21 protein-coding genes and 1 other RNA gene are annotated in these 21337 nt (G+C 35.0%); 5 read left to right on the top strand and 17 right to left on the bottom strand.

The window, feature by feature from the left end:
- Positions 1–15 precede the first annotated feature (15 nt).
- From NCE97_RS14670 to NCE97_RS14660, 3 genes are read right to left on the bottom strand one after another with little or no spacing between them, the layout of a single operon-like run.
- Complete coding sequence (locus tag NCE97_RS14670) at positions 16–597, bottom strand: MiaE family protein (protein WP_353780037.1); 582 nt, start codon at positions 595–597, stop codon at positions 16–18.
- Positions 584–1156 carry a hypothetical protein gene (locus tag NCE97_RS14665; protein ID WP_353780036.1) on the bottom strand — a complete coding sequence of 191 codons (573 nt, stop codon included), beginning with the start codon at positions 1154–1156 and terminating at the stop codon, positions 584–586. Before NCE97_RS14665 ends, NCE97_RS14670 begins: the two co-directional genes overlap by 14 nt.
- Entirely contained in the window at positions 1153–2907 is a 1755-nt protein-coding gene (locus NCE97_RS14660; protein WP_353780035.1) for a DNA polymerase III subunit gamma/tau, read from the bottom strand. Before NCE97_RS14660 ends, NCE97_RS14665 begins: the two co-directional genes overlap by 4 nt.
- A gap of 99 nt (positions 2908–3006) precedes the next feature.
- On the opposite strand from NCE97_RS14660, the gene rnpB reads away from it, so the two are divergent.
- An RNA gene (gene rnpB / locus NCE97_RS14655) (RNase P RNA component class A) lies at positions 3007–3311 on the top strand.
- Between the two features lie 63 nt (positions 3312–3374).
- Here rnpB and NCE97_RS14650 read toward each other — a convergent pair.
- The 5 genes from NCE97_RS14650 to NCE97_RS14630 all read right to left on the bottom strand — a co-directional run bounded on the left by NCE97_RS14650 (position 3375) and on the right by NCE97_RS14630 (position 6925).
- On the bottom strand, positions 3375–3905 hold the full coding sequence (locus NCE97_RS14650; RefSeq protein ID WP_353780034.1) for a nuclear transport factor 2 family protein: 531 nt from the start codon (positions 3903–3905) through the stop codon (positions 3375–3377).
- 6 nt (positions 3906–3911) lie between these two features.
- Positions 3912–4679, bottom strand: coding sequence for a hypothetical protein (locus tag NCE97_RS14645; protein ID WP_353780033.1), 768 nt, complete (start codon positions 4677–4679; stop codon positions 3912–3914).
- A gap of 171 nt (positions 4680–4850) precedes the next feature.
- Positions 4851–5390 carry an RsmD family RNA methyltransferase gene (locus NCE97_RS14640; RefSeq protein ID WP_353780032.1) on the bottom strand — a complete coding sequence of 180 codons (540 nt, stop codon included), beginning with the start codon at positions 5388–5390 and terminating at the stop codon, positions 4851–4853.
- 1 nt (position 5391) lies between these two features.
- Entirely contained in the window at positions 5392–6198 is an 807-nt protein-coding gene (locus NCE97_RS14635) for a DUF3822 family protein (protein ID WP_353780031.1), read from the bottom strand.
- A gap of 4 nt (positions 6199–6202) precedes the next feature.
- A complete protein-coding gene (locus NCE97_RS14630) occupies positions 6203–6925 on the bottom strand; it encodes a hypothetical protein (protein ID WP_353780030.1) in 723 nt (240 codons plus the stop codon).
- A 114-nt stretch (positions 6926–7039) separates the two neighbouring features.
- Here NCE97_RS14630 and NCE97_RS14625 point away from each other — a divergent pair, with 114 nt between their 5' ends.
- Positions 7040–8464 (top strand): ATP-dependent DNA helicase, encoded by a 1425-nt coding sequence (locus NCE97_RS14625; RefSeq protein ID WP_353780029.1) that lies wholly within the window; start codon positions 7040–7042, stop codon positions 8462–8464.
- On the opposite strand, the gene NCE97_RS14620 is transcribed toward NCE97_RS14625, so the two are convergent.
- Together NCE97_RS14620 and NCE97_RS14615 are read right to left on the bottom strand one after the other, a co-directional pair.
- On the bottom strand, positions 8461–9423 hold the full coding sequence (locus NCE97_RS14620) for an early set domain-containing protein (RefSeq protein WP_353780028.1): 963 nt from the start codon (positions 9421–9423) through the stop codon (positions 8461–8463). The two genes, NCE97_RS14625 and NCE97_RS14620, sit on opposite strands and share 4 nt — an antisense overlap.
- An 8-nt stretch (positions 9424–9431) precedes the next feature.
- The gene (locus NCE97_RS14615) at positions 9432–10376 is read right to left on the bottom strand and encodes a pepsin/retropepsin-like aspartic protease family protein (RefSeq protein ID WP_353780027.1); all 945 of its coding nucleotides are present in this window, start codon (positions 10374–10376) and stop codon (positions 9432–9434) included.
- A gap of 132 nt (positions 10377–10508) precedes the next feature.
- Here NCE97_RS14615 and NCE97_RS14610 point away from each other — a divergent pair, with 132 nt between their 5' ends.
- Entirely contained in the window at positions 10509–11129 is a 621-nt protein-coding gene (locus NCE97_RS14610; RefSeq protein ID WP_353780026.1) for an L-threonylcarbamoyladenylate synthase, read from the top strand.
- Here the strand turns inward: NCE97_RS14610 and NCE97_RS14605 are convergent.
- The 3 genes from NCE97_RS14605 to NCE97_RS14595 all read right to left on the bottom strand — a co-directional run bounded on the left by NCE97_RS14605 (position 11126) and on the right by NCE97_RS14595 (position 14761).
- Positions 11126–11908, bottom strand: a complete 783-nt coding sequence (locus tag NCE97_RS14605) for a M15 family metallopeptidase (protein WP_353780025.1) — start codon at positions 11906–11908, stop codon at positions 11126–11128. The two genes, NCE97_RS14610 and NCE97_RS14605, sit on opposite strands and share 4 nt — an antisense overlap.
- Before the next feature lie 527 nt (positions 11909–12435).
- The gene (locus tag NCE97_RS14600) at positions 12436–12855 is read right to left on the bottom strand and encodes a thiol-disulfide oxidoreductase DCC family protein (RefSeq protein ID WP_353780024.1); all 420 of its coding nucleotides are present in this window, start codon (positions 12853–12855) and stop codon (positions 12436–12438) included.
- Between the two features lie 19 nt (positions 12856–12874).
- Positions 12875–14761, bottom strand: coding sequence for a tetratricopeptide repeat protein (locus NCE97_RS14595; protein ID WP_353780023.1), 1887 nt, complete (start codon positions 14759–14761; stop codon positions 12875–12877).
- Between the two features lie 357 nt (positions 14762–15118).
- Here NCE97_RS14595 and NCE97_RS14590 point away from each other — a divergent pair, with 357 nt between their 5' ends.
- Positions 15119–16042 (top strand): hypothetical protein, encoded by a 924-nt coding sequence (locus NCE97_RS14590; protein ID WP_353780022.1) that lies wholly within the window; start codon positions 15119–15121, stop codon positions 16040–16042.
- An 18-nt stretch (positions 16043–16060) separates the two neighbouring features.
- Positions 16061–17629, top strand: a complete 1569-nt coding sequence (locus tag NCE97_RS14585) for a thiol-activated cytolysin family protein (RefSeq protein ID WP_353780021.1) — start codon at positions 16061–16063, stop codon at positions 17627–17629.
- A gap of 48 nt (positions 17630–17677) precedes the next feature.
- Here NCE97_RS14585 and NCE97_RS14580 read toward each other — a convergent pair whose 3' ends face one another.
- From NCE97_RS14580 to NCE97_RS14565, 4 genes are all read right to left on the bottom strand, one after another.
- A complete protein-coding gene (locus NCE97_RS14580) occupies positions 17678–18337 on the bottom strand; it encodes a YggS family pyridoxal phosphate-dependent enzyme (protein ID WP_353780020.1) in 660 nt (219 codons plus the stop codon).
- A gap of 63 nt (positions 18338–18400) precedes the next feature.
- Positions 18401–19624 carry a DUF1015 domain-containing protein gene (locus NCE97_RS14575; protein ID WP_353780019.1) on the bottom strand — a complete coding sequence of 408 codons (1224 nt, stop codon included), beginning with the start codon at positions 19622–19624 and terminating at the stop codon, positions 18401–18403.
- 20 nt (positions 19625–19644) lie between these two features.
- Positions 19645–20391, bottom strand: a complete 747-nt coding sequence (locus NCE97_RS14570; protein WP_353780018.1) for a hypothetical protein — start codon at positions 20389–20391, stop codon at positions 19645–19647.
- A gap of 23 nt (positions 20392–20414) precedes the next feature.
- Entirely contained in the window at positions 20415–21302 is an 888-nt protein-coding gene (locus NCE97_RS14565; protein WP_353780017.1) for a 3-hydroxybutyryl-CoA dehydrogenase, read from the bottom strand.
- Positions 21303–21337 lie beyond the last annotated feature (35 nt).

The following is a 21337-nucleotide window of genomic DNA, read 5'->3' as shown; positions in this document are numbered from 1 at the left end:
ATTCCAGGGCTTTTTTTATCCATGTATGGTCTCTTTTTTGCTCAAGTCTTTCATAATATCTGCTTCATATTCTAAAAGTTGCTGCCATTTTTTATCAACTTCTTTTCGGTCTCCATACTGTCTGGCAAATCCGAGAAACATGGTATAATGGTTAGCTTCGCTCACCATAAGCTTGCGATAGAAATCTGCTAACTCTTTATCTTCTAATTCTTCAGAAAGTAACCTAAAACGCTCGCAGCTTCTTGCTTCTATAAGCGCAGCATATAATAGCCGATGTACCAATTGGGTAGTTCTACTTCCACCTTTTGGAAAGAATTTAACCAATTGTATCACATAATCATCTTTTCGATCTCTACCAAGCACCCAACCTCGCTCAATGATTTTATCATGAACCATTTTAAAATGACTGATTTCTTCTTTCACTAAGGCAGTCATTTCTTTAACTAGATCTGTATATTCAGGAAAACTTACTATAAGCGATATTGCTGTACTTGCTGCTTTTTGCTCGCAATACGCATGATCGGTTAGGATTTCTTCAATATTCTTTTCTACAATATTTACCCAACGAGGATCGGTTGGAAGCTTAAGTCCTAGCATGTTCTTCTAGAGGTATTAATCTGTATTTTCCAGTGTTAGAATCTATGATGATGTTATAATCAAGACATTCATCAGACTCAGGAAGACAATAGGAGGTTAACAGGTAAGTATTTTTGTCATCTGATTTTGATTGGTCTAACCATAATCCCATACACACAGAATTGGCTAAAAAACCTTCTAACGATTCATCTGCATTTAAAACAAAATTTTTGTTGATTGTTTTATCAAATATCAATGTATTGTTTTTGTCTCTGATAGTTACTTCAGACAAGACATTTCTATAGTAATATTTATATGAGATAATGTCTTCTTTAAATGTATTCAACACAGCATCTTTCATATCAGTATATTCCTTAACTTTTACTTTAATTCCATTGCTCAGAATAGAATCTGTAACACGTTCAGAATATGCTTCAGGGAAATAAGCTACTTTTTCAATAGTAGTTTCAGCCTTAAATTTTTCAATGCTTTCTCTCAATGCCTGACTTTGAGTTTTCCTGTCTTGACAACTCATAAAACCAACACAAATTATAGCAATAAGTAGGATTAACTTTTTCATATATCTAGTCCAAAGGTTTTCTTTAAAAGTTCAATATTTGGGTTTTTCTCTTTTAGTTTTTCATACTTTTCTTGAGTAGTGAACGCGTATTTTTTTTCGATTTCTTCATTCACAGTAATATCCAACACAATATCATAGTTGTTTAACGACTTCCTTAGATATTTCATTAATGGATATTGTGCACGTTCTAACTCAACCTTTAGTGTGGAATTAGAAAGTTCAATACAAATCTTATTATCTCTCAGTTTTGGCACATCCATTTGTAAGATAGATGCCATTATTTTTTCTCCCTTTTTATCGAGGCGTTGCGCATATTCATTCCATACGCTAACCATCTGTTCTTCGGTAAAATCATCTTTTGGTAATTCTTCTTCATCTATGATAACATCCATTTGTTTAATGAGATGCTCTTTTTTCTTTTTGATGCTACTCAAGGATAATCCAGAAGAGGATTTAGAAGGTTTAGTAATAGAGAGATTTATTACTGGTTCGGGAGTACTAACGACTTCTTCTATAACTGGTTTTTGAACCTCTTCAGGCACTTCTTTAATTTCAGTAACTGGTTCTTTTGAAATTGGTTCCTGTGGTTGTTCACTAATAGTGTCTGGTCTTTGGACAGGAATTGGAGCTACACCTTTAGACTTAAAATAAGATGGCGGAATTATGAAATGTTTGCTATTTTTTTTTTCTCCATCAAAAGTGATAGAGGCTAATTGCATAAGGCAAAGTTCTACGAGCAGTCTTTGATTCTTACTGGTCTTATATTTTAGATCACAATCATTAGCTAACTGAATACCTTTGAGTAAAAACTCTTGCGAGGCCAATTGTGCCTGCTCTTGATATATTACTTTGGTTTGCTCTCCAACTTCCAATAATTCAATTGTAGAAGGGTTTTTGCAAACCAATAAATCTCTAAAATGGCTAGCTAAACCTGAGATGTAATGATGACCATCAAACCCCTTTGATAATGTACTGTTGAATTGCAATAACAATTCTGGTATTTTATTCTGAAGGATTAAATCTGTACTTGTGAAATACGTTTCGTAATCAAGCACATTTAGGTTTTCAGTCACAGCTTGTCTGGTTAAGTTTTTACCTGAAAAACTCACCACACGATCAAAGATTGAAAGCGCATCTCTCATTGCACCATCAGCCTTTTGAGCAATGATGTGCAATGCATCATCTTCAGCTTGAATGCCTTGCTCATCTGCAATATACTTTAGATACTCTTTGGCATCTTTTACAGAGATTCGTTTAAAGTCAAAGATCTGACAGCGCGATAAAATGGTAGGTATAATTTTATGCTTTTCTGTAGTTGCCAGAATGAAAATACAGTGCTTTGGCGGTTCTTCGAGCGTCTTAAGAAACGCATTAAAAGCGGCTTGAGACAACATGTGAACCTCATCAATGATGTAGACTTTATATTTTCCAACTTGTGGTGGAATACGAACCTGATCTGTAAGATTCCTGATATCATCTACAGAGTTGTTTGAAGCGGCATCTAATTCAAAAATATTAAAAGCAAAATCTTCTTCGCTAGTAGCTTCAGAGCCATCACTATTAATCATTTTTGCCAGAATACGAGCACATGTAGTTTTACCAACTCCTCTAGGTCCTGTAAAGAGTAGTGCTTGTGCAAGATGGTTATTTTCAATAGCATTCTGAAGCGTATTGGTAATAGCTTGTTGACCTACAACATCCTTAAAGGTTTGTGGTCTATACTTACGTGCCGATACTACGAAATGCTCCATTGAAAATAGTTGAAAAGCAAAGTTAAAAATTCGACTTTAAAATACGGATTAAGACCATACAATTTAGGATGAGTTATTAACAATTTCTTACTTTTGCACCGAGTAGATTGCCTTATCGCTGTTCGTTTAACGAATGGAGGAAAGTCCGAACACCATAGTGCAACGTAGTGGCTAACAGCCATCAGTCGAAAGACTAGGACTAGTGCAACAGAAAGCAAGTACAGGTAATGCTGTAGTGAAATCAGGTAAACTCTATGTGGTGCAATGCCATGTAAACCAACGTTTGAGTGCTGCACGTGCGATGTTGGAGGGTAGGCAGCTAAAGTTTGCTGGTAACAGTAAACGTAGATAAATGATAAGGACTCCTTGGAGTACAGAATTCGGCTTATAGATCTGCTCAAGGCATAAATAAACCCTTTTAGGTTACTCTAAAAGGGTTTACCATTTTTAAAAATTAAATTATCTGTTTATTTAGTGGCTTCTTCTTCCGAAGCTTCCTCTGATGCTGCTTTAGCCGCAGCTTCAATGGCAGCAAACTCAGCATTCATAGCAGTTGCATCAAAGTAAATATGCTCTTCTACGACTTTACCGTCCACAAACTGAAAGGCAATATGAACAGGAATCTTTAATTCTTTATTGGTGGCTGCAAACGTACCTTTGTGTGTCGCCCAATAGTAGACCCAGGTTTCTTTCTCTTTGTCTAGAACCATTTCCATATATTCCTTTTCGCGGTCAAACCCATAGGAAGACATAGCACCAGTCATACCTTGTAGCACTTTTAATCTATCATCTACTGAGACTCCATCAAGAGAGTTTACATAGATTTTAGCAGTATCAGCAAAATGGCTTTTCCATGTATCCCAATCTCCAGATTCATATGCTTTAACAGCTTTTTTAATAGTCTCTGTTTCCGCAGATTCTGCAAAATAGCGTTGTTCATGTTCTTTGCATGACACAAATACTATGAGTAGGGCACTTATTAAGATTAGTTTCTTCATAATGAATTACTTTTTAGCTGGAGTATAACTCAAGTCTGGTCTTAATCTGCCGTTTACTTGGTCGTATTTTGTCGTTAATGAAATAACCTTGTAGAATGTAGCTTGGCGTTCATCTCCCAGTATTTCATCATTTTCTTTTCCACCTTGAGCAACAGCAATATCATCTTTTCCTGCTATAGACACCATATAATAACTATCCTTCTCACCAAATCCGCTATGGTAAACATTGTAACCATTTTTTACACCTTTGGCTGCAAACATGTCTTTAACTGCCTTCATGCCTTCATTCATTGCTTTAGAATCCTTTGGTGAATAGTACAAGAAATGATATTCTCTGTAGTTTTTCCCTTCCGTAGAATATCCTTCAGGATTATAAGATAATTCAGGCATGTAATGTACTATGGTATTACCATGTGAATCATAACACTCATCCATTTTATTGAAGAGAGCGCCAGCTTCTTCTTGACCCATTTTTTCAAATAATGATGCCATAGGATTATTGTCTAACTCTGCCATATTTTCGATTGCAGATACATAGACATAGCGACCATCTTCTATACTTACAGTTAGCCAATCTACATCTTGGATATCATGCTTTTCACAATTTTCTTTTAAGGCTTTTGCAGCTTCTTCATACTGCATCATTTTGTTAAAATTCACATAGTCAGTGTGGACCACAAACATTGTAGGTGGTTCTTTGTCTTGAGCAAAACCTAGATTGGTCATTAGAATGCATGCCAACAGTAGCAACATTCGCATTTTGGTTGTCTTCATAATTTTCTGTTTTTGGTTAATATAATTATTGTATTAATAGCCATTATTAACCATACATAAGCGAATTAGCTTTTAGGACAACACAAAAAAAGTAGGAGTACTCACCGGGAAAGCAGCCCTAAAATAGTTAAAAAAAATTATTAGGAATTTTACGACAGTACTTACTGTCAGTTACTTACATTCAAAAAAGCTAAAGATATTACCTCCGTAGAGGCGAGAATTATTAAATTGAGGATGTTCGGATAAGTCTGTATGCTTAGAATGCTCAATAATCAAAAGCCCATCTTCTTTTAATAATTCATTTTCGAAAATTAGGTCTGGTATTTTTAAAAACTGCTCCAGATCAAAATCATAAGGCGGGTCGGCAAATATGATATCATAAGAGCTTTTGTGATTATCTAAGAAGTTGAAAACGTCTCCCTTAATAACATTAATAGGCATCTCAAAACTCTCAGCTGTTTCATTAATAAATTTTACACAACCATAGTTGGTATCAACTGATGTGATATGTTCAGTACCTCTGGAAGCAAACTCATAGCTAATGTTTCCTGTGCCTGCAAAAAGATCTAGTACAGTAATGTCATCAAAATAATATAGATTATTCAGGATATTGAATAGCGACTCCTTTGCCATATCTGTAGTAGGTCGTACAGGTAGCTTTTTGGGAGCTACAATTTTTCTGCCTTTAAATTCTCCTGAAATTATTCGCATTCTAGAAGCTATTGAGTAGATAAAAGTGCTTATCTAAATCTTGTTGTTCTATATCCTCATTGGTTTTGTAAGACATATTTTGATCTATTAGGCTGACATGTCGAACGTACTTGTATAGAATTTCGAAGTTCTCATCAGATTCAGATATGGTACCAAATACTTCTACGGGAACAGATTCTGGATCTAATTGCAATTGTTCAAAATTGAAAAGGACAAAATAGATAAAGTCTTCTTTGGTACTGTAATCAAAACTATTGTAGAGTAGGAGCTTACCATCATCGATAACTAGAATCTCAAAACTACCTTGGTTGACATTAATATATACTTTCTTGCCTTGAGTGTTTTCGTTCTTTTGAAGCAACGTATCAATTAAAATTGTAGAGGTATGCTTGTATATAAATTCTCCAAAAGTTTCATAGATATAGTTGTTAACGTTTACATATGGCACATAAACATTAATACTATCATTGATGGCGATCTCATCGTGACTTAAAAAATCTGTTTTAAGGATTTTTGAATTAAACTTCAGATAGTCCGCACTGTTTTCTTCTTTAAATAAAGGTTTTGGAACCAACGTAGATAATTCATTGTGATGAATTACATTGACTGACGAAAAGGTATCTGAGAACACTGTGTTAGTGGACAGATGCTCTTTTAGTGTTTCTAGGACTTTATAAGGAGTAAGCTTTGAACCAAAAGAAATGCTATCGAGGTATTCGATAGTGTTTTCGGTTCTATTTAAAATACAAAAAGAAAGTCCACTCAAATTTACTTGAATGGACAATTCTTTTATATAAGTTGTTGTCAAACTGTTATTCTTTTTGTGAATAGTTTTTTGGCCAGTTTCCATTCGTGTTTACTTCACTCATAGAACCAACTATTAATGCAGGACCGTTAACACCATCTACAGATACAACTTCTTGTTCGTTCTTTACATAGTTTTTATCCTGATCGAATAGAATTACAGATTTATCTACTCTAGCTTCAAATACTGGAGTACCGTCCAATTCACCAGCTTCTAGCTTGAACTTAGCACCTTCTTCTCCTACAGGCACATTCATCATTGATCTGTAACGATTATCAGTTCCAAATAAAGAATCTTTCACTGATTCAGTTCCTAGTGTATCAATTAAAATAATAGTTTTAAAAGTTTCTACACCTCCATAACGCGCTGTTGCTTCTTCATCTAAAACAGTAGAATCTCTTCTTTGCGTTAGCGTAAAGCTTGCAGTATCTATGAATTTAATTAAGTTATCAAAACTATCGGTATACTTCCCAGTAATCTGTTTGTGAGCTAATTGTGCATCTCTGATATCGATTAACTTATCAATAACCTGAGCGTAGCGCTTTTCTTTAAGTTTATTGAATTCTATAACACCATACACAGATTTGTATGTATTGTAAGCTAAAAAGGCGATACCTATCCACAAAAGAATGTTTAGTATAGGTTTAAGGTTTTTAGGCACAAATTTATCAATAAGCCAAACGATACCTATGGTTAGTAGGATAACGACGATAGTTCCAATTATTAACATATTTAGTTTTATTTTAAGGTCTATCGCAAATCTACAATTTTTTTTTGTTCGTTAAAATCCCTGACGCAAAAAACATAGCTATATTTGAACAAATTATAAACAACGCTTTTCCTTGTGACAGCAAACGAATATTATTCGCTTTTAAAACAGCAATTTCCATTTACTCCTACGACCAAGCAAGATATTGTGTTACTGCAGTTATCAGAGTTTATATTTAGCAATAACTCTAATGGCTTATATGTGCTCAAAGGGTTTGCAGGAACAGGTAAAACTACAATTATTGGAGCGTTGGTCAATAACCTATGGAAGGCAAGAAAGAAAGCTGTGCTTTTGGCGCCAACTGGTCGTGCTGCCAAAGTCATTAATAATTACTCGGGAAAGGAAGCTTTCACTATTCATAAGAAGATATACACCGCTCGCCAAGATAAGAGTGGTAAAATCTCTTTCATCATTTCCCCAAACAAACATAGAGATACATTATTTATAGTCGATGAATCTTCTATGATTTCTGATGTGCCTAGTCAGGCAAAATTGTTTGGCAGTGGGTCTTTGCTAGATGACCTTATGCAGTATGTGTATTCCGGTCATAAATGCAAATTATTATTGATAGGAGATACTGCACAGCTCCCTCCAGTTAAATTGGACTTAAGCCCTGCTTTGGATGATCAACAATTAGGACTGAATTACAACAAGGAAGTCCAGAAGATGGAACTCGATGAAGTCGTAAGACAAGGACAAGACTCTGGAATATTGATGAATGCCACCGAATTGAGAGAAGCAATTGCAGCATCTTTTTTTGATAGTTTCAAGTTTAACCTAAACGGCTTTAAAGATATTGTACGTCTGGTTGATGGTCACGACATTATGGATGCCATCAATGATGCCTATAGTAATCTTGGGCATGAGGAAACTTCAATTATAGTAAGAAGTAACAAGCGAGCCAATCTGTATAATCAGCAGATTAGAAATAGAATTATGTTCAGAGAGAGTGAATTGGCTGCTGGTGACTTTCTTATGATTGTAAAGAATAACTATCATTGGTTAAAACCGTCTAGCGAAGCTGGTTTCATTGCTAATGGAGATATTATTGAGGTACTTGAGATATTTAAGTTTGAAGAGTTATACGGTTTTAGATTTGCGACTGTAAAAGTGAGGATGGTAGATTATCCTAGAATGCGTCCTTTTGAAACCGTATTAATGTTAGACACGATAATGGCTGAAACACCTTCATTGACCTATGAGGATTCTAATAGATTGTATCAGGAAGTACTTAAGGATCATGAAGACGAGACTTCAAACTATAAGAAGTTCTTGAAGGTGAAAAAGAGCAAATACCTCAATGCATTACAAGTGAAATTCTCTTATGCGATAACATGTCATAAATCTCAAGGAGGACAGTGGCATACTGTATTTGTAGAGCAACCGTATTTACCAAATGGCATCGACAGAGATTATCTGAGATGGTTATATACTGCTGTGACAAGAGCAAAAGAAAAGCTGTACCTTATTGGATTTAAGGACGATTTTTTTGAGGATTAATTACGTACCATGTACACAGAATTGATGTTGCCTTTACCATCATATTCTCTAACAGGATTATCGGGATCAGTAATCCAGCTACCATCAACAATAAACTTATAGTGGTGTTTTCCTCCAGAAAGGAATGTCGTGTACGCCCAACCTGAATCTGTACGTCTCATTCTAAATTCTTGCTCAGACCAATCGTTAAAATCACCTGCAAGGATTACTTCTTTAGCACTTTTGTAATCGAGTAACGTAAAGGTGATAGGGACTTTTATATTGATTAACGAGTTGTAACCATGATACTCATTTTTCTTTTTAGCTGGATTATCTGGATCTTCAATCCATTCACCGTCAACAATAAATTTGTATTCGTAGATATCTGGTTTTAGTTGTAGTGTTAGTTCCCAACCATCATCTACTTTATTCATTTTGTAAATCGATTCATCCCATCTATTGAATGTCCCACTAAGGATAACTGTTTTCGCATCTGTATAGCCTTTTAGCCTAAACCTAGCATTACCATCTTTCGATGCATAAGAGGAGTAGAGTTTTAAGTTATACACGTGTAAATATTTACCATATTCATCCTTAGCATCTACAATATTAGGATCATCATAAGATGGTTCTGCCCAATAGTTTCCATTGATTACGAACTTAAACTCCCAATCAAATTCTTCAGAAAAGTCACTGAGCAATCTTTCGTAAGTGTAAGTGCCATCCTCGGCTTTCTTCATTTGCCAAGCATCTCTAGACCAACCATTAAATTCTCCAGCAACTGCAACGGATTTCACATAAACCTCAGAGGTTTCTAATCTATCATGGAATTCATCGTTAGAGAAGAATTCATAATCGGATTTATTGAATATAAATACAACATAATCACCAATAATCTGATAGCCTTTATGCTCAGTAATCTGAGCTACAGCAACATTGAAGCTAAATAAAGCTACAAATAATATGACGATATGTTGCATTACCATTTTCATTGTCGAGGCATTGGTGTTTTTACAAAATACAATTGTCTTTTCTTATAGTTAATTATGGTACGCTTTTGTTTAAAAAATTCATAACCAAGTACGCCATCTAGTCTTGTGCCAAAGGCTTCATTCATCCGTTTGAGATTTGCCAGAACAGTTTGCATTGGTCCAAAATAAACATTATCACTCAATTTTACTCTAAACAATTTCCCTGCCATAACTTCAACAGTCTTTCCACTAGCTCCAGATAATTTTAATTTTCGACTTGGAAAGAAGTTCTTTAGCACTTTAGAACTCACTTTTTTATTGAGTTGGTTGTATTCAGCGGCAGAATCCAATCCCATTTTCAACATCACCCCATTAACTTCCGTATTGAGTACTATAGTATGCTTTTTCAATTTGAAATTAATACTATCTGTAATCTCTTCAAGATAGACATTGTCATCTAATCGATTACCAAGTTTGTCTACTCGAGTAAGCGTAATTTGATTGAGATAAAGATCAATAAAAATTTCAAAATCTTTCAAAACACTGTGTCCAATAACTCCAAGAAGATTCATCTTTTTGGTCTTCTCTATATGAGATAAATCAATAACATCGGACTTAGTGTGTCTTAGTTCGAAGTTCTTCAGAAGAAAGGTGTTAACATGTTTTACTGACGAGTGTATGTCTGCATTGACACCATGCGTAATTTTCTCATTAGAACTTTTCTTGAAATGTACACTATTCAAAATAAGTGTTTCAGAACCAGTGTCTATAATGAAGTTTCCTTTCTTGTCAAACAGTTCAGCTTCAACAACAATAAGGTGATCTATAAGCTTAAACGGGATCCTAGTCGTGTAGTCATTAACTACTTCTGCTGTAGGAAATCCGATATAACTATCGACCTTATCATTGGCATAAGTGGTTAGTGTGAAAATGAATACTATACAATACAATAAACGCTGCATACATAATAGACTAAAAAATCCGCTTCAAGTTACACAGATTAGCAAAAATGTATTAAAGATTTATAAAATCTTTAAGGTTTAGCTTTCAAAAAAATAGTGCTTTCTTTGTAATCTAGACCCAATGAAGTAGTTATGGCAGATTTTATAAAGCTATATGAAGAGAATCCAAACCCAAGAGATATTCAAAATATTGTAAAAGTTTTGAGAGCAGGAGGGTTAATTATTTATCCTACGGATACGGTATATGGATTAGGTTGTGATATCACTAATATAAAAGCTTTGGAGCGTATTGCTAAGATAAAAGGTATCAAACTAGAGAAATCTAATTTTTCCTTTGTCTGCGAAGATTTGAGTAATCTTAGTGATTATGTGAAGCAAATAGATACATCGACTTTCAAGATATTAAAACGAGCCTTACCTGGACCATATACATTTATACTTCCTGGAGCCAAAACATTACCAAACCCTTTCAAGAAGAGAAAGACTGTTGGGATTAGAGTACCAGACAATGCGATAGCTTTAGAGATTGTAAAGGAGCTTGGTAATCCTATTGTGTCTACATCGATACGAGATGAAGATGAAATCATAGAATATACTACAGACCCAGAATTGATATTAGAAAAATGGGACAAACTCGTCGATATAGTTATTGATGGTGGTTACGGAGGCAATGAAGCGTCTACCGTTGTTGATCTTTCAGGCGATGTACCAGAAGTCATCAGAGAAGGTAAAGGTGATTTAGAGATATTCTAGTTCTTGTATGTCTTTGCTGCTTCAGAAATTCCGTTGACATAGTTTTTAATGACTTGTAAGTCTCTAGCCGTTTCATTACCCATAAAGTCATTAATATCATCTAAAGTGATACTGGCATTATAAGCTTCTAGATATTTTGAAGCTATAGGTAAGTAGGACCAATGCCACTTTTCTTCATTATAACCAGTTCTTCCATTTTCTTTTGAAGTATACACTTGATAGAACCCAAAGGAATTAGCATGCACTTTTAGCCATTCGTATTCTAGTTTTCCTTTGCCAGTTTCAAAATAAGAATTGTTCAAATTATTGATATCTATGTCAGTTCCCCAATGGTGACGAGAGGTTGAAGGCATGGAACTATACTCAAGAATTTTTAGCGCACGCTCATTAGGCGGTAATTGGTTATTGAGATTCCATTTTCGTTCCCAAATAGCTTTCTGCTCAGTAAAGTTTCTGGTGCCAGAAATGATTTTAAGATTAACACTATCTAACTTAGCTTTGTTATACATGTCTATAAAGTTATTGTAGCATTCTTTATTTAGATACAACAATTTTGAAGAATGTTCACTACTTACTTGAGTAAAGAGGGAATCTGTTTTATAATCTACTTTACCTAGAAGTCGTTCCTTAGGAATTATAGGCTTAGGTTTCTTAATACTATCAGCATTAACTATTATGACTCCATCTTTAGCATCGAGCTCAACGACTTCAGATGCAACAGTTTTTTTACAGCTTACAGATAAGCCAATAATAAGCACAACAGCGATAAATTTTCTCATGGTCTAAAAATAGAAAAACCTCAAGGTATAATTTAGTTATTATCCATAAAAGACACTTTCTAAATCTTTAGACTTAAACTTTGCAAGAACATTAATTATTCCTTCCTAACTGAAAATGAGGTAATGTTGCAGCAATTTTCCCTTGAGGTTTTTAAGATAAACCAAACAATTAATCAATCTATATTCTAAAGTTACTATGTAGTTTATCGAAGAAAAATTACCACTTAGGGAACGTGTTTTTTTAATGAGTGAAATAGCTCGTTTGATTAGTGAAGTGTAAAGCATGCATCTTGTAGAAGATTTTTGCAATTCTAATGTATTTAACAATTTTTTGAAGCATTATACCGAGAAATTAGCTCTTGAAAAGAAGTGTTACATACCTTTATGATAACAAAATAATGTGCTATTAATCAGATTATTTCCCTCTATAAAATCGAGAAATAGACTGATTTTGTTTAGGTTAAATTAGTTTTTAAGTTAGTTGTTAAATTTTGAATGAAACTCCAGATGCTAGTCTGGAGTTTTTTTTATGATAAGAATTTTGACTTTAGTTCTGGAGTCGGTATCATACAGGCGTCTTGCTTGCCATACCATTTGTACCTATTCTTGGCAATAAAATCGTAAAACCAGTTTCTTATGACTGGTGGAACGATAAGAAATACACTCAATAGATGTCTTGGAAAACCTAATTTTGAAGCAATTGCTATAGCAGCCGAAGATTTGATTTTTAATCCAAATGCTTCAGAGTAGAGTAAAATTGAATCTGTTTTAGAAGTGTCTATATTGTACTTTTCGATAATCGCTTTACCAATTTCGGATTGCAAAGGCGCAAACCTAAACACATCATTCTTGTCATGCTTTATCACATAAACCACCGAACTATTGCATAGATTGCAAACGCCATCAAATAGTATAAGTTGCTTGTCTTTGGGAAGTTCAATACTCACATTGCAAAGTTACGACATATTAGAGTGTCGTCAAATATGCAGTGAGGTCTTTATCCTTATCTAACCCGAGCTTCTTTTTTAATCGATATTTTGACTTTAAAACACTATCCGGAAGCACATTGAGTACAGCAGCAATCTCTTTCGTGGTAAGGTTCATGCGCAAAAACGTAGCTAAGCGCATTTCTTTCTCAGTGAGGTCTTCTGAAAAGCCTTTGAGCTTTTCGTCAAAGTCGTTATGTACTTCTGCGAAATAAGATTTAAACACTTCCCAGTCTTTGTCTTCTGCGTTTTCCTTCTTTAGTAGCATTATAAGCCTTTTAAATTCAATTTTGAATTGATCTGGTGAATTCTTTAGGCGTTCCAAGTTATCTTTCAATTCCTGTAAAAATGACTTCTTTTGAACTAGATGCAGGGTTTGGCTCGCAAGTTCTTTCTTCTTGAACTCAATTTCTTGTTTATAGATGGCCTCTTGTTTTTCGCGAGCGATCCGATTCTTTTTGATACGCTGTTTGAACCCAAAATAGAGTAGGGCAGCTATGGCTATAAACGAAGCCATTCCAATACCATATAGTGTTTTGGTGAGCCTATCGTTCTCTGCTTGAGCATTCAAAGTTTTTATCTCTTCATTTTGAAGGGCAATTTCCCCTTCCTTTTTTGCAGTGTCAAACTCAGTCTGTAGTGCATCAAATTTTGCAGCTTTTTCAACATTGTATAAACTATCAGAACTCACTTTATAAGCCTCGTGATAGCGTAAAGCCTCACTATAGTTTCCTTTGGCTTTATAAATATTGGATAGGAGTTTGTTTGACTCAACAGTACCAGAAAGCAAACCGATATTTTCTTTTAGCTTGAGTGCCTCTTTACTTTGTTGAAGCGCCAAATCATAGTTTTTCGCTTTATAGTTAAGCTTTCCTAATGCTAGTTGAATACTAGATAAACTGAAACTATCCTTTAATCGTTCAGTAATAACCATACTTTCATTTAATATCTGCCTGGCTTTAGAATCATCATTTATAGCGACCAAATAATTGGCATACACATTTAGCGACTGCATTTCTAAAAAAGGCACCCTTATTTCTCTTGCGAGCTGTATAGATCTATTCAAATAGTATTCAGCACTATCTTTAGCTATTGGGTTTTTAGTTGCAAAGAGTTCTCCAATTTTTTTAGAAGTTTGACACTCGTAATAGGTGTCTTCAGCAATTCTGTAGATGTTTATACTTTCTCTAAAGTAGTTAATAGCAGCCTCATCATTACCAAGAGCTTCATTGTTGTCACCAATCAGTGCTAGATTATCTGCATATTGAATACTGTCTTTTATCGCTAAAGCAAAGTCTGCAGCAGTAATGGCAAAGTCTAGTGACTTCAAATAATTACCTTTTTCAGTATAGATTTGTGCCTTGATGCTATTGAGATTTATCAAGAGGATAGAATCATCCACACAGCAGTACAGATCAATAAAAGGTTCGGATTTATCCATATAGGCAAGAGCGCTATCATACTGCGAATTATCCTTAAAGTTTATAGCTTGATTCATGTAAATACTGCTTACATTTCTTCTGTTTCCAAGCGAATCGTGAAGAAATATGGCCTTTAGATACGCATCATTAGACTTTTGATATTGGGAAATATTGGCGTGCGCAATACCAAGACGTTCATAAGCTCTAGCCAATTTTTTCTTGAGTTTGGCTTTGCTGGCTATTTCGACAGCATCTTCAGCATACTTAATAGCATCCTCAGCATTATCATAAGCCGTTAACTTCCATAAGTCTTCTAAAATACTTAGTCGAGAAACATCATTACTGGCTTTTGATAATTCATCTTTTAGGGTTTCTATTTTTTTCGATTCTTGCGCATTCAACATAACTGAAAAAACACAAAATAGTATGCAAAAAAAGCGTGTCATGTGAGTTGATTTTGATTCACACTAAGTTATAAAATTAAGCAACCGAATCCGCATGCCTTTATAGAGAGATATATAAAAACGAAAATAATTAATATGAATTGATACTTAATACAAGTAATTATAAAGCATTGTAAATTAATTACTTGAATAATATTTATAATTGAAATTTAACTTGTCCATGTCCTGTCCTGTCCATACTTTGTCCATGCTCAAAATTAGATTTTAGCACTTTCTGAATATAGTTTTGGTTCATCGCAAATGGCGATAAAACATTTTGTGGTGTCTTACGCTGGTTAGGCTGCAGACTTTCTAGTTGTAAGTCGCTACAAAAACTCAAAAACCACAAAATATTTAATTATGAAAGCAACACATCTAATACTAGGATTTTGTATCCTGTTTTGTATGGCATGCAGTTCTGAAGATGAAAATCCAAGAACTGAATCTAACGATATCAATATTTCCGTTGATGAGTATCCGAGTAGTGGGACTTTTCTATCACAAATCACTACATCCTTAGAAGGTACTGTATCATTTACTATTCAGAGTCAAACCTCTAGTCAGGCAATTATTATTACGCAGAATCAACTAGCTGTGGGTGATTGGTTGGCCTTCGACTTTGAAACCAATGAGGTTTTAGAAGCTACAGTTGTGGCCTCTAATGGTGCGGAAACAGAAACAATTAATGTCACTGTAAGCATTAACGATGTTGATGATATTTGGGCGTTTCTGAGCGGAAGCTCACGTACAGCTTATGAAAATGCTTCCAATGGCGAATGGGTCATGATTTCTGAAAGCGAATACAATGACTTAGCAAATTACTTAGCAGATACCACCAAGAGCGGTGCTAGTGATAACCAAATCTTCTCTGGAGCTTCAGTAGATAATTATACAGGCAATAGAACGATAGCCAACGATAATGGCTTTGCAATTCCCACTGGAAGCTATGTCTTTGCCTTTAAATACTATTCTTGGATTAATAATGTAGTGAGTAGCCGCGTAAAAATATCTGAAGGCGATTCAGGTGGGCTCTATCAATACCTTGGTGGAATGCTACCAGAGCATAATGATGAATTCAATCATTTTGTTTTAAAAGGTGTTTCTGCACCTACAAGTTCCGAAGGCTTTATCGGCATGTACGCTTCTGGAAGCGTAGGTGTAAAGGACAACGCATCTAGCAGGTATAAGTGGCGAAATGGTGATGTGGATAATCTAGATAACACAACACTTGGAAATGTATTCTTGCAGCAAGGATTAAGCACAACACTAAAACAATGGGATTAACCAATTAATACTAATATTATGAAAACTTTAAAATATAAATACATTGCTCTAGTTCTTAGTATAGCTGTAATTAGCTGTAGCGAAGAGAGCACAGACGACGTACCTTCAATAAACCCTGATGCGCAAAGCATTGTTGAATATATCAATAGCTTGGATTACAATCCGCAAGATTTATTAAATGTTCAAGACACTGGCTTTGAGCCAAGTGTAAGAATCCCAGGAATACCAGATATAGATATAAATCCGCCAAGTCAAGGACAAATAGAAACTTGTACAACCATTGACTATGACTTGTTTTCAAATTTCGAAAGTATAGCCATATTAAGACCAAATCTAGATGCTGTGTACCCAGGAGCTTTAGTTATTGGTGATGGACTCATGTTGTTTGGGACACCAACACCTCTGCCAGCTAATAGAGCGCCAGCGACTATGCGATTAGATCTCCCAGGAATTGGAGAACAAGGAACACTAGTTGTTGAAAATCCTTCATCTAATGCAGATGTTAACGCACAATTAGATAACGCTTTAGAGTGGTGGAACACCAATAACACACAGTATCCTGATGGTGATGGTTATGTGAATGAAGGAAATTCAACATACGATGCAGCCGAACTGTATTCTTCTACCCAATTGAGTATGGATGTTGGACTGAATATTGCATGGGCGGACAACTCTGTAGCATCTCAATTACAATTTGATAGCAGTTCAGAAAACAAAGTAGCCACTATGGTATTCAAACAAGTGTTTTATGATGTTATTATGGATACACCTTTAGATGCATCAGCGGTCTTCAGAAATGATGTTACCCTAGAACAAGTACAAAGTATTGTAGACTCTAATAGGCCACCTGCTTATGTTAGCACTGTATCTTATGGTCGTATCATAATGCTACGCTTGGAGACTACATATGATGAAACTAATGTAGAGTTTGATGCTGTGTTAGAATACGCTGCTGGAGTCGACGTCAATGCAACAATCGACAGCGAAATGAGTGATGTCTTGAAAACCTCGTCTATCAAAATATTGACACTGGGTGGAAATGCCGAAGTAGCTGTGAGTTCAGTGGATTTAGTATACAATGATGATGAAGATATAAGTCCTGGAGTGCTTAATGACATCATTACTGGCGAAAATGCCCTGTATAGCAGAGATAACCCTGGCGTACCAATTGCATATACCATTCGATATCTAAAGGATAACACATTGGCTAAAATGGGATATTCTACAGATTATACTACAGTAGAGTGTGGAAGAATGGATTTTACGCATTCTGCAATCAAAGTCGTCAATGATTTTGAAATTAGGAATATGCGTGTGCGATTGTCCTATAAGCAGAGAAATGTCGAGGGTAATATTGAAAACATTATTGAAAGTTGGGTAACTGTTACAGATGAAGACCAAGATTTCTTTACAGCTCCTGCAGGCTCATGGGATGTAGAGGTAGAGATTGAATACTTTGATCTCATTGGAGGTTTTTGGGAACCATTAGTTTCTCAAACCCTTGGTTATGTAGGATCACAAGTCTGTTACAGAGGCTATAATCCTTCAGGTTGGGAAAATATTGCCTGGGACAATAGCTGCAATTAAGTTAGTTTAGTTGAGAAGTCGGTGTTTTAAAAGTGAAATACCGACTTTTTAATTGTAATTCCGTGCTCCAAAAATGCTGCTACCAACGCGTACCATGGTACTACCACAATCAATAGCCAATTGGTAATCACCGCTCATACCCATGGATATGATCTTGAAGTTTGAGTGTGAAGATTGTAATTCATCATAGCACTTTTTTAGGTATGAGAATTCATCATTAAGTTGGTCTTGGTCATTTGTAAATGTTGCCATTCCCATGACGCCAACTACTTTAATGTTTTTTAATTCTGAAAGGGCTTCAGATGTTAATAATGCTTTAGCATCATTGAAAGTCATCCCGAATTTAGAATCTTCTGAAGCAATTTTTATTTGAAGCAAACAGTCAATGATTCTGTCGTGTTTCATAGCTTGCTTGTTGACTTCTTCTAGTAGTCTTAGACTATCAATACCATGAATCATGCTTACAAAAGATGCCATATACTTCACCTTATTGCGTTGTACATGACCAATCATGTGCCATTGAATATCATCAGGCATTTGCTCATGTTTTTCAACCATTTCCTGAATCTTATTTTCACCAAACACACGATGGCCTGCATCGTAAGCTTCCATAATATCCGACACAGGTTTGGTCTTAGAAACTGCTACAAGCGTAACATCTTCTGGTAATGTAGATTTTATATTTTGTAAATTATGCTTTATGCTCATACTTTTTAATCGTTGAGATTCCTCACTGTCGTTCGGAATGACAAGTCCTTTAACTCATATTTATTAAAACTCATAAATCGTTAAACCACTCCTTAACTTTGGTTCAATATAAGTACTCTTAGGTGGCATTTTAAGATCATTATCTGCAATAGCCTTTAGTTGCTCTATGGTAGCAGGAACCATACCGAATCCAACTTCATACTCACCAGAATCTACCGCAGTTTTTATCGTATACATTTCATTAGAGTTATCCATATAAGCAATACGCTTATCGTTGCGCAAATCTTCAATACCCAGAATTGGTTGCAGGATAGTTTTGTATAGTAATTGAGCATCTAACTCTTCTAATACATTTTCAAACTTATAGATTGTTTTTCTTAGGTATAGTGAATAGAATTCACCATCTAAATACATGCTAAAGTGATGCGGTTTTGAAGGCTTGTAAGGAGTAGTACCTCTGTTTTCTATTCTGAATAAGCTATCTAGTTTTATCAAAAAAGCTTCTTTACTTAATCCATTCAAGTCTTTAATCAACCTATTAAATTCATGAATACGAAGATCTGACTCAGGAATTAAGTAAGACATAAAATAGTTATAGCTGTCATGTTCCGAAGCATTTTCATCTTTACTCAACAGATAAGATGATGCAGAGCGATGATGGCCATCGGCTATATAGATTGTATTTATTTTTTCGAATTCTTTTTGAATCGTAGCAATGTGTTCCTCGTCATCTATCTTCCACAAATAATGTGTGTCTCGATAGGTCATTGTAAACTCAAAGATTGCAAATTCCTTTTGAGCTTCTTTGATGATGTCTGCGATAACAGGATTATCGGGATAGGTGAGGAGTACAGGTTCAGCATTAAACCCTACAGTTTTGAGGTAGGTTTTAAAGAGTTCCTCTTTATGTTCTAGTGTGTCTTCGTGCTTTCGGATGATGTTGTTTTCATAATCCTTAGCACTACTAGCAGCTATAATACCATTGAAAACCTGTCCTTTTCGGTCTTCAATTTTATAAACATAGAATGATGGTTTTTCATCCTGAACAAAAATTTCATCTTCCTTAAATTCCAGATAACGGTTACGAACCAAAGTATAGCGCTCCTTTCCTGTGATTTGCTTGTCATACTTAAAACCAGGATTGATGATATGCAAAAAGGAATACGGATTGTAAGACATGCGGGAATCGCGTTCATATTGCGAATAACTTTCATACGAACGTGTCGCCACTAATCCTACTTTACTACGTGTAGGTCTTACCGCTCTAAATGGAATTATTTTAGCCATGTTTTAGTATTCTCTTCTAATTAGTCGCATATTCGTTCAATCCAACTTTCCTTAAATTTTTCATTATTTAAATCTTGATGAAATTCTGAATAAATATGCGTAAACCAAAATTTATCTTGCTCATTAGATTTGAATTGCTCAAAGTAGCCTTTATCAGTTTGACTATACATTACATACTTTGTGGTATCGATACTTTGTTCGTTCCTACCTCTAAAAGTTGTACTTAGATAGTCTGGTCTATTATCGGTGTTGAAATGGTAAAGATTGAACTCAAAGCCAGTTCTGAATTTTCCAAAGTAGCTTTCTTTTTTTGTTTTTAAATCGTAAATAATTTGATAATTAACACCACAACCTAATCCGCTACAAGGTGCATTAGTAGTAATAAACCCTATCAATGAGTCCTCTTCAAAAATATGAACTTCACTTAATGTGTTTGAAAATTTGACACTATCTCGACCAGAACCCCAAACAGGATTTAAAGTTACTTTATCTGAGGTTGAGATTTTATATCCATCAATTGTAATTTCTATTCCCTTTTTTAATGGTTTCCAACTAAGCTTGTGCTCTAAAAGTTGAAATTCATACCTGTAAGTATGATCGATTCTTGTACCAAAAACAATGGTTGGTTTAATTACTTTTGATTCTAGATAATCTTCAATAATCTCAGAATAATCTATTTGTTTAAGACTTTGCTTGTCTTTATTTGAGCAAGACATATATCCAAAGAAAATGGATAATACTAATATTATTTTGATTACAGACTTCAATCTAAACCATATACTAATAAATATTATGCAAACTGCTTTGCTACATTTTCTGCTTTTCTACTTTCAGAATAATCGTAGAATCCTTCTCCAGATTTTACACCTAGTTTACCAGCTCTAACCATATTTACTAAGAGCGGACAAGGTGCATATTTTGGGTTTTTAAACCCCTCATACATAACCTCTAAAATAGAAAGGCAAACATCTAAACCAATAAAGTCTGCTAATTGTAATGGTCCCATTGGGTGTGCCATTCCAAGTTTCATCACAGTGTCAATCTCATGTACTCCAGCGACACCATTGTATAAGGTTTCGATAGACTCATTGATCATTGGCATTAAGATGCGATTGGCAACAAAACCAGGGTAATCATTTACTTCTACAGGAACTTTACCCAGCGTTCTCGACATTTCCATGATAATGTCAGTTACTTCATCACTAGTATTGTAACCACGAATGATTTCAACCAATTTCATGATAGGCACAGGATTCATAAAGTGCATACCAATAACCATATCTGGTCGCGAAGTCACTGATGCTATTTGTGTAATAGAAATTGAAGAGGTATTAGTCGCTAAGATCGTATCATCTGGACAGGCTTCATCTAGTTGTCTAAAGATCTTAAGCTTTAAGTCTACATTCTCAGTAGCTGCTTCTACCACCAAGCTAGCGTATTCAACTCCAGCATTAACATCTGTAAATGTTCTGATGTTACCCAAAGTTTCTGCTTTATCTTCTTCAGTGATTTTCTCTTTGGCAACCATTCTGTCCAAATTCTTTGCGATGGTGTCCATACCTCGTTTTAAGGCAGCTTCACTGATATCGATAAGTTGAACTTTAAAGCCAGATTGAGCAAACGTATGCGCTATACCATTTCCCATGGTTCCTGCTCCAATTACTGCGACATTTTTCATTTAGTATACATTTAAGTTTTCTCCTTTTATAAGGA

The organism is Winogradskyella sp. 3972H.M.0a.05 (genome assembly GCF_040493455.1).
Lineage (GTDB): Bacteria > Bacteroidota > Bacteroidia > Flavobacteriales > Flavobacteriaceae > Microcosmobacter.
This window is presented reverse-complemented; position numbering and strand designations above follow the sequence as displayed.

What these genes read in the sequence shown, in the direction of transcription:
- NCE97_RS14585 (WP_353780021.1), top strand. Translation starts at nt 16,061, where the DNA reads ATGAAAACTTTAAAATATAAATACATTGCTCTAGTTCTTAGTATAGCT.
- NCE97_RS14595 (WP_353780023.1), bottom strand. Translation starts at nt 14,761, where the DNA reads ATGACACGCTTTTTTTGCATACTATTTTGTGTTTTTTCAGTTATGTTG.
- NCE97_RS14620 (WP_353780028.1), bottom strand. Translation starts at nt 9,423, where the DNA reads ATGCAACATATCGTCATATTATTTGTAGCTTTATTTAGCTTCAATGTT.
- NCE97_RS14610 (WP_353780026.1), top strand. Translation starts at nt 10,509, where the DNA reads ATGGCAGATTTTATAAAGCTATATGAAGAGAATCCAAACCCAAGAGAT.
- NCE97_RS14645 (WP_353780033.1), bottom strand. Translation starts at nt 4,679, where the DNA reads ATGAAGACAACCAAAATGCGAATGTTGCTACTGTTGGCATGCATTCTA.
- NCE97_RS14660 (WP_353780035.1), bottom strand. Translation starts at nt 2,907, where the DNA reads ATGGAGCATTTCGTAGTATCGGCACGTAAGTATAGACCACAAACCTTT.
- NCE97_RS14605 (WP_353780025.1), bottom strand. Translation starts at nt 11,908, where the DNA reads ATGAGAAAATTTATCGCTGTTGTGCTTATTATTGGCTTATCTGTAAGC.
- NCE97_RS14590 (WP_353780022.1), top strand. Translation starts at nt 15,119, where the DNA reads ATGAAAGCAACACATCTAATACTAGGATTTTGTATCCTGTTTTGTATG.
- NCE97_RS14670 (WP_353780037.1), bottom strand. Translation starts at nt 597, where the DNA reads ATGCTAGGACTTAAGCTTCCAACCGATCCTCGTTGGGTAAATATTGTA.
- NCE97_RS14630 (WP_353780030.1), bottom strand. Translation starts at nt 6,925, where the DNA reads ATGTTAATAATTGGAACTATCGTCGTTATCCTACTAACCATAGGTATC.
- NCE97_RS14565 (WP_353780017.1), bottom strand. Translation starts at nt 21,302, where the DNA reads ATGAAAAATGTCGCAGTAATTGGAGCAGGAACCATGGGAAATGGTATA.
- NCE97_RS14640 (WP_353780032.1), bottom strand. Translation starts at nt 5,390, where the DNA reads ATGCGAATAATTTCAGGAGAATTTAAAGGCAGAAAAATTGTAGCTCCC.
- NCE97_RS14650 (WP_353780034.1), bottom strand. Translation starts at nt 3,905, where the DNA reads ATGAAGAAACTAATCTTAATAAGTGCCCTACTCATAGTATTTGTGTCA.
- NCE97_RS14575 (WP_353780019.1), bottom strand. Translation starts at nt 19,624, where the DNA reads ATGGCTAAAATAATTCCATTTAGAGCGGTAAGACCTACACGTAGTAAA.
- NCE97_RS14665 (WP_353780036.1), bottom strand. Translation starts at nt 1,156, where the DNA reads ATGAAAAAGTTAATCCTACTTATTGCTATAATTTGTGTTGGTTTTATG.
- NCE97_RS14580 (WP_353780020.1), bottom strand. Translation starts at nt 18,337, where the DNA reads ATGAGCATAAAGCATAATTTACAAAATATAAAATCTACATTACCAGAA.
- NCE97_RS14615 (WP_353780027.1), bottom strand. Translation starts at nt 10,376, where the DNA reads ATGCAGCGTTTATTGTATTGTATAGTATTCATTTTCACACTAACCACT.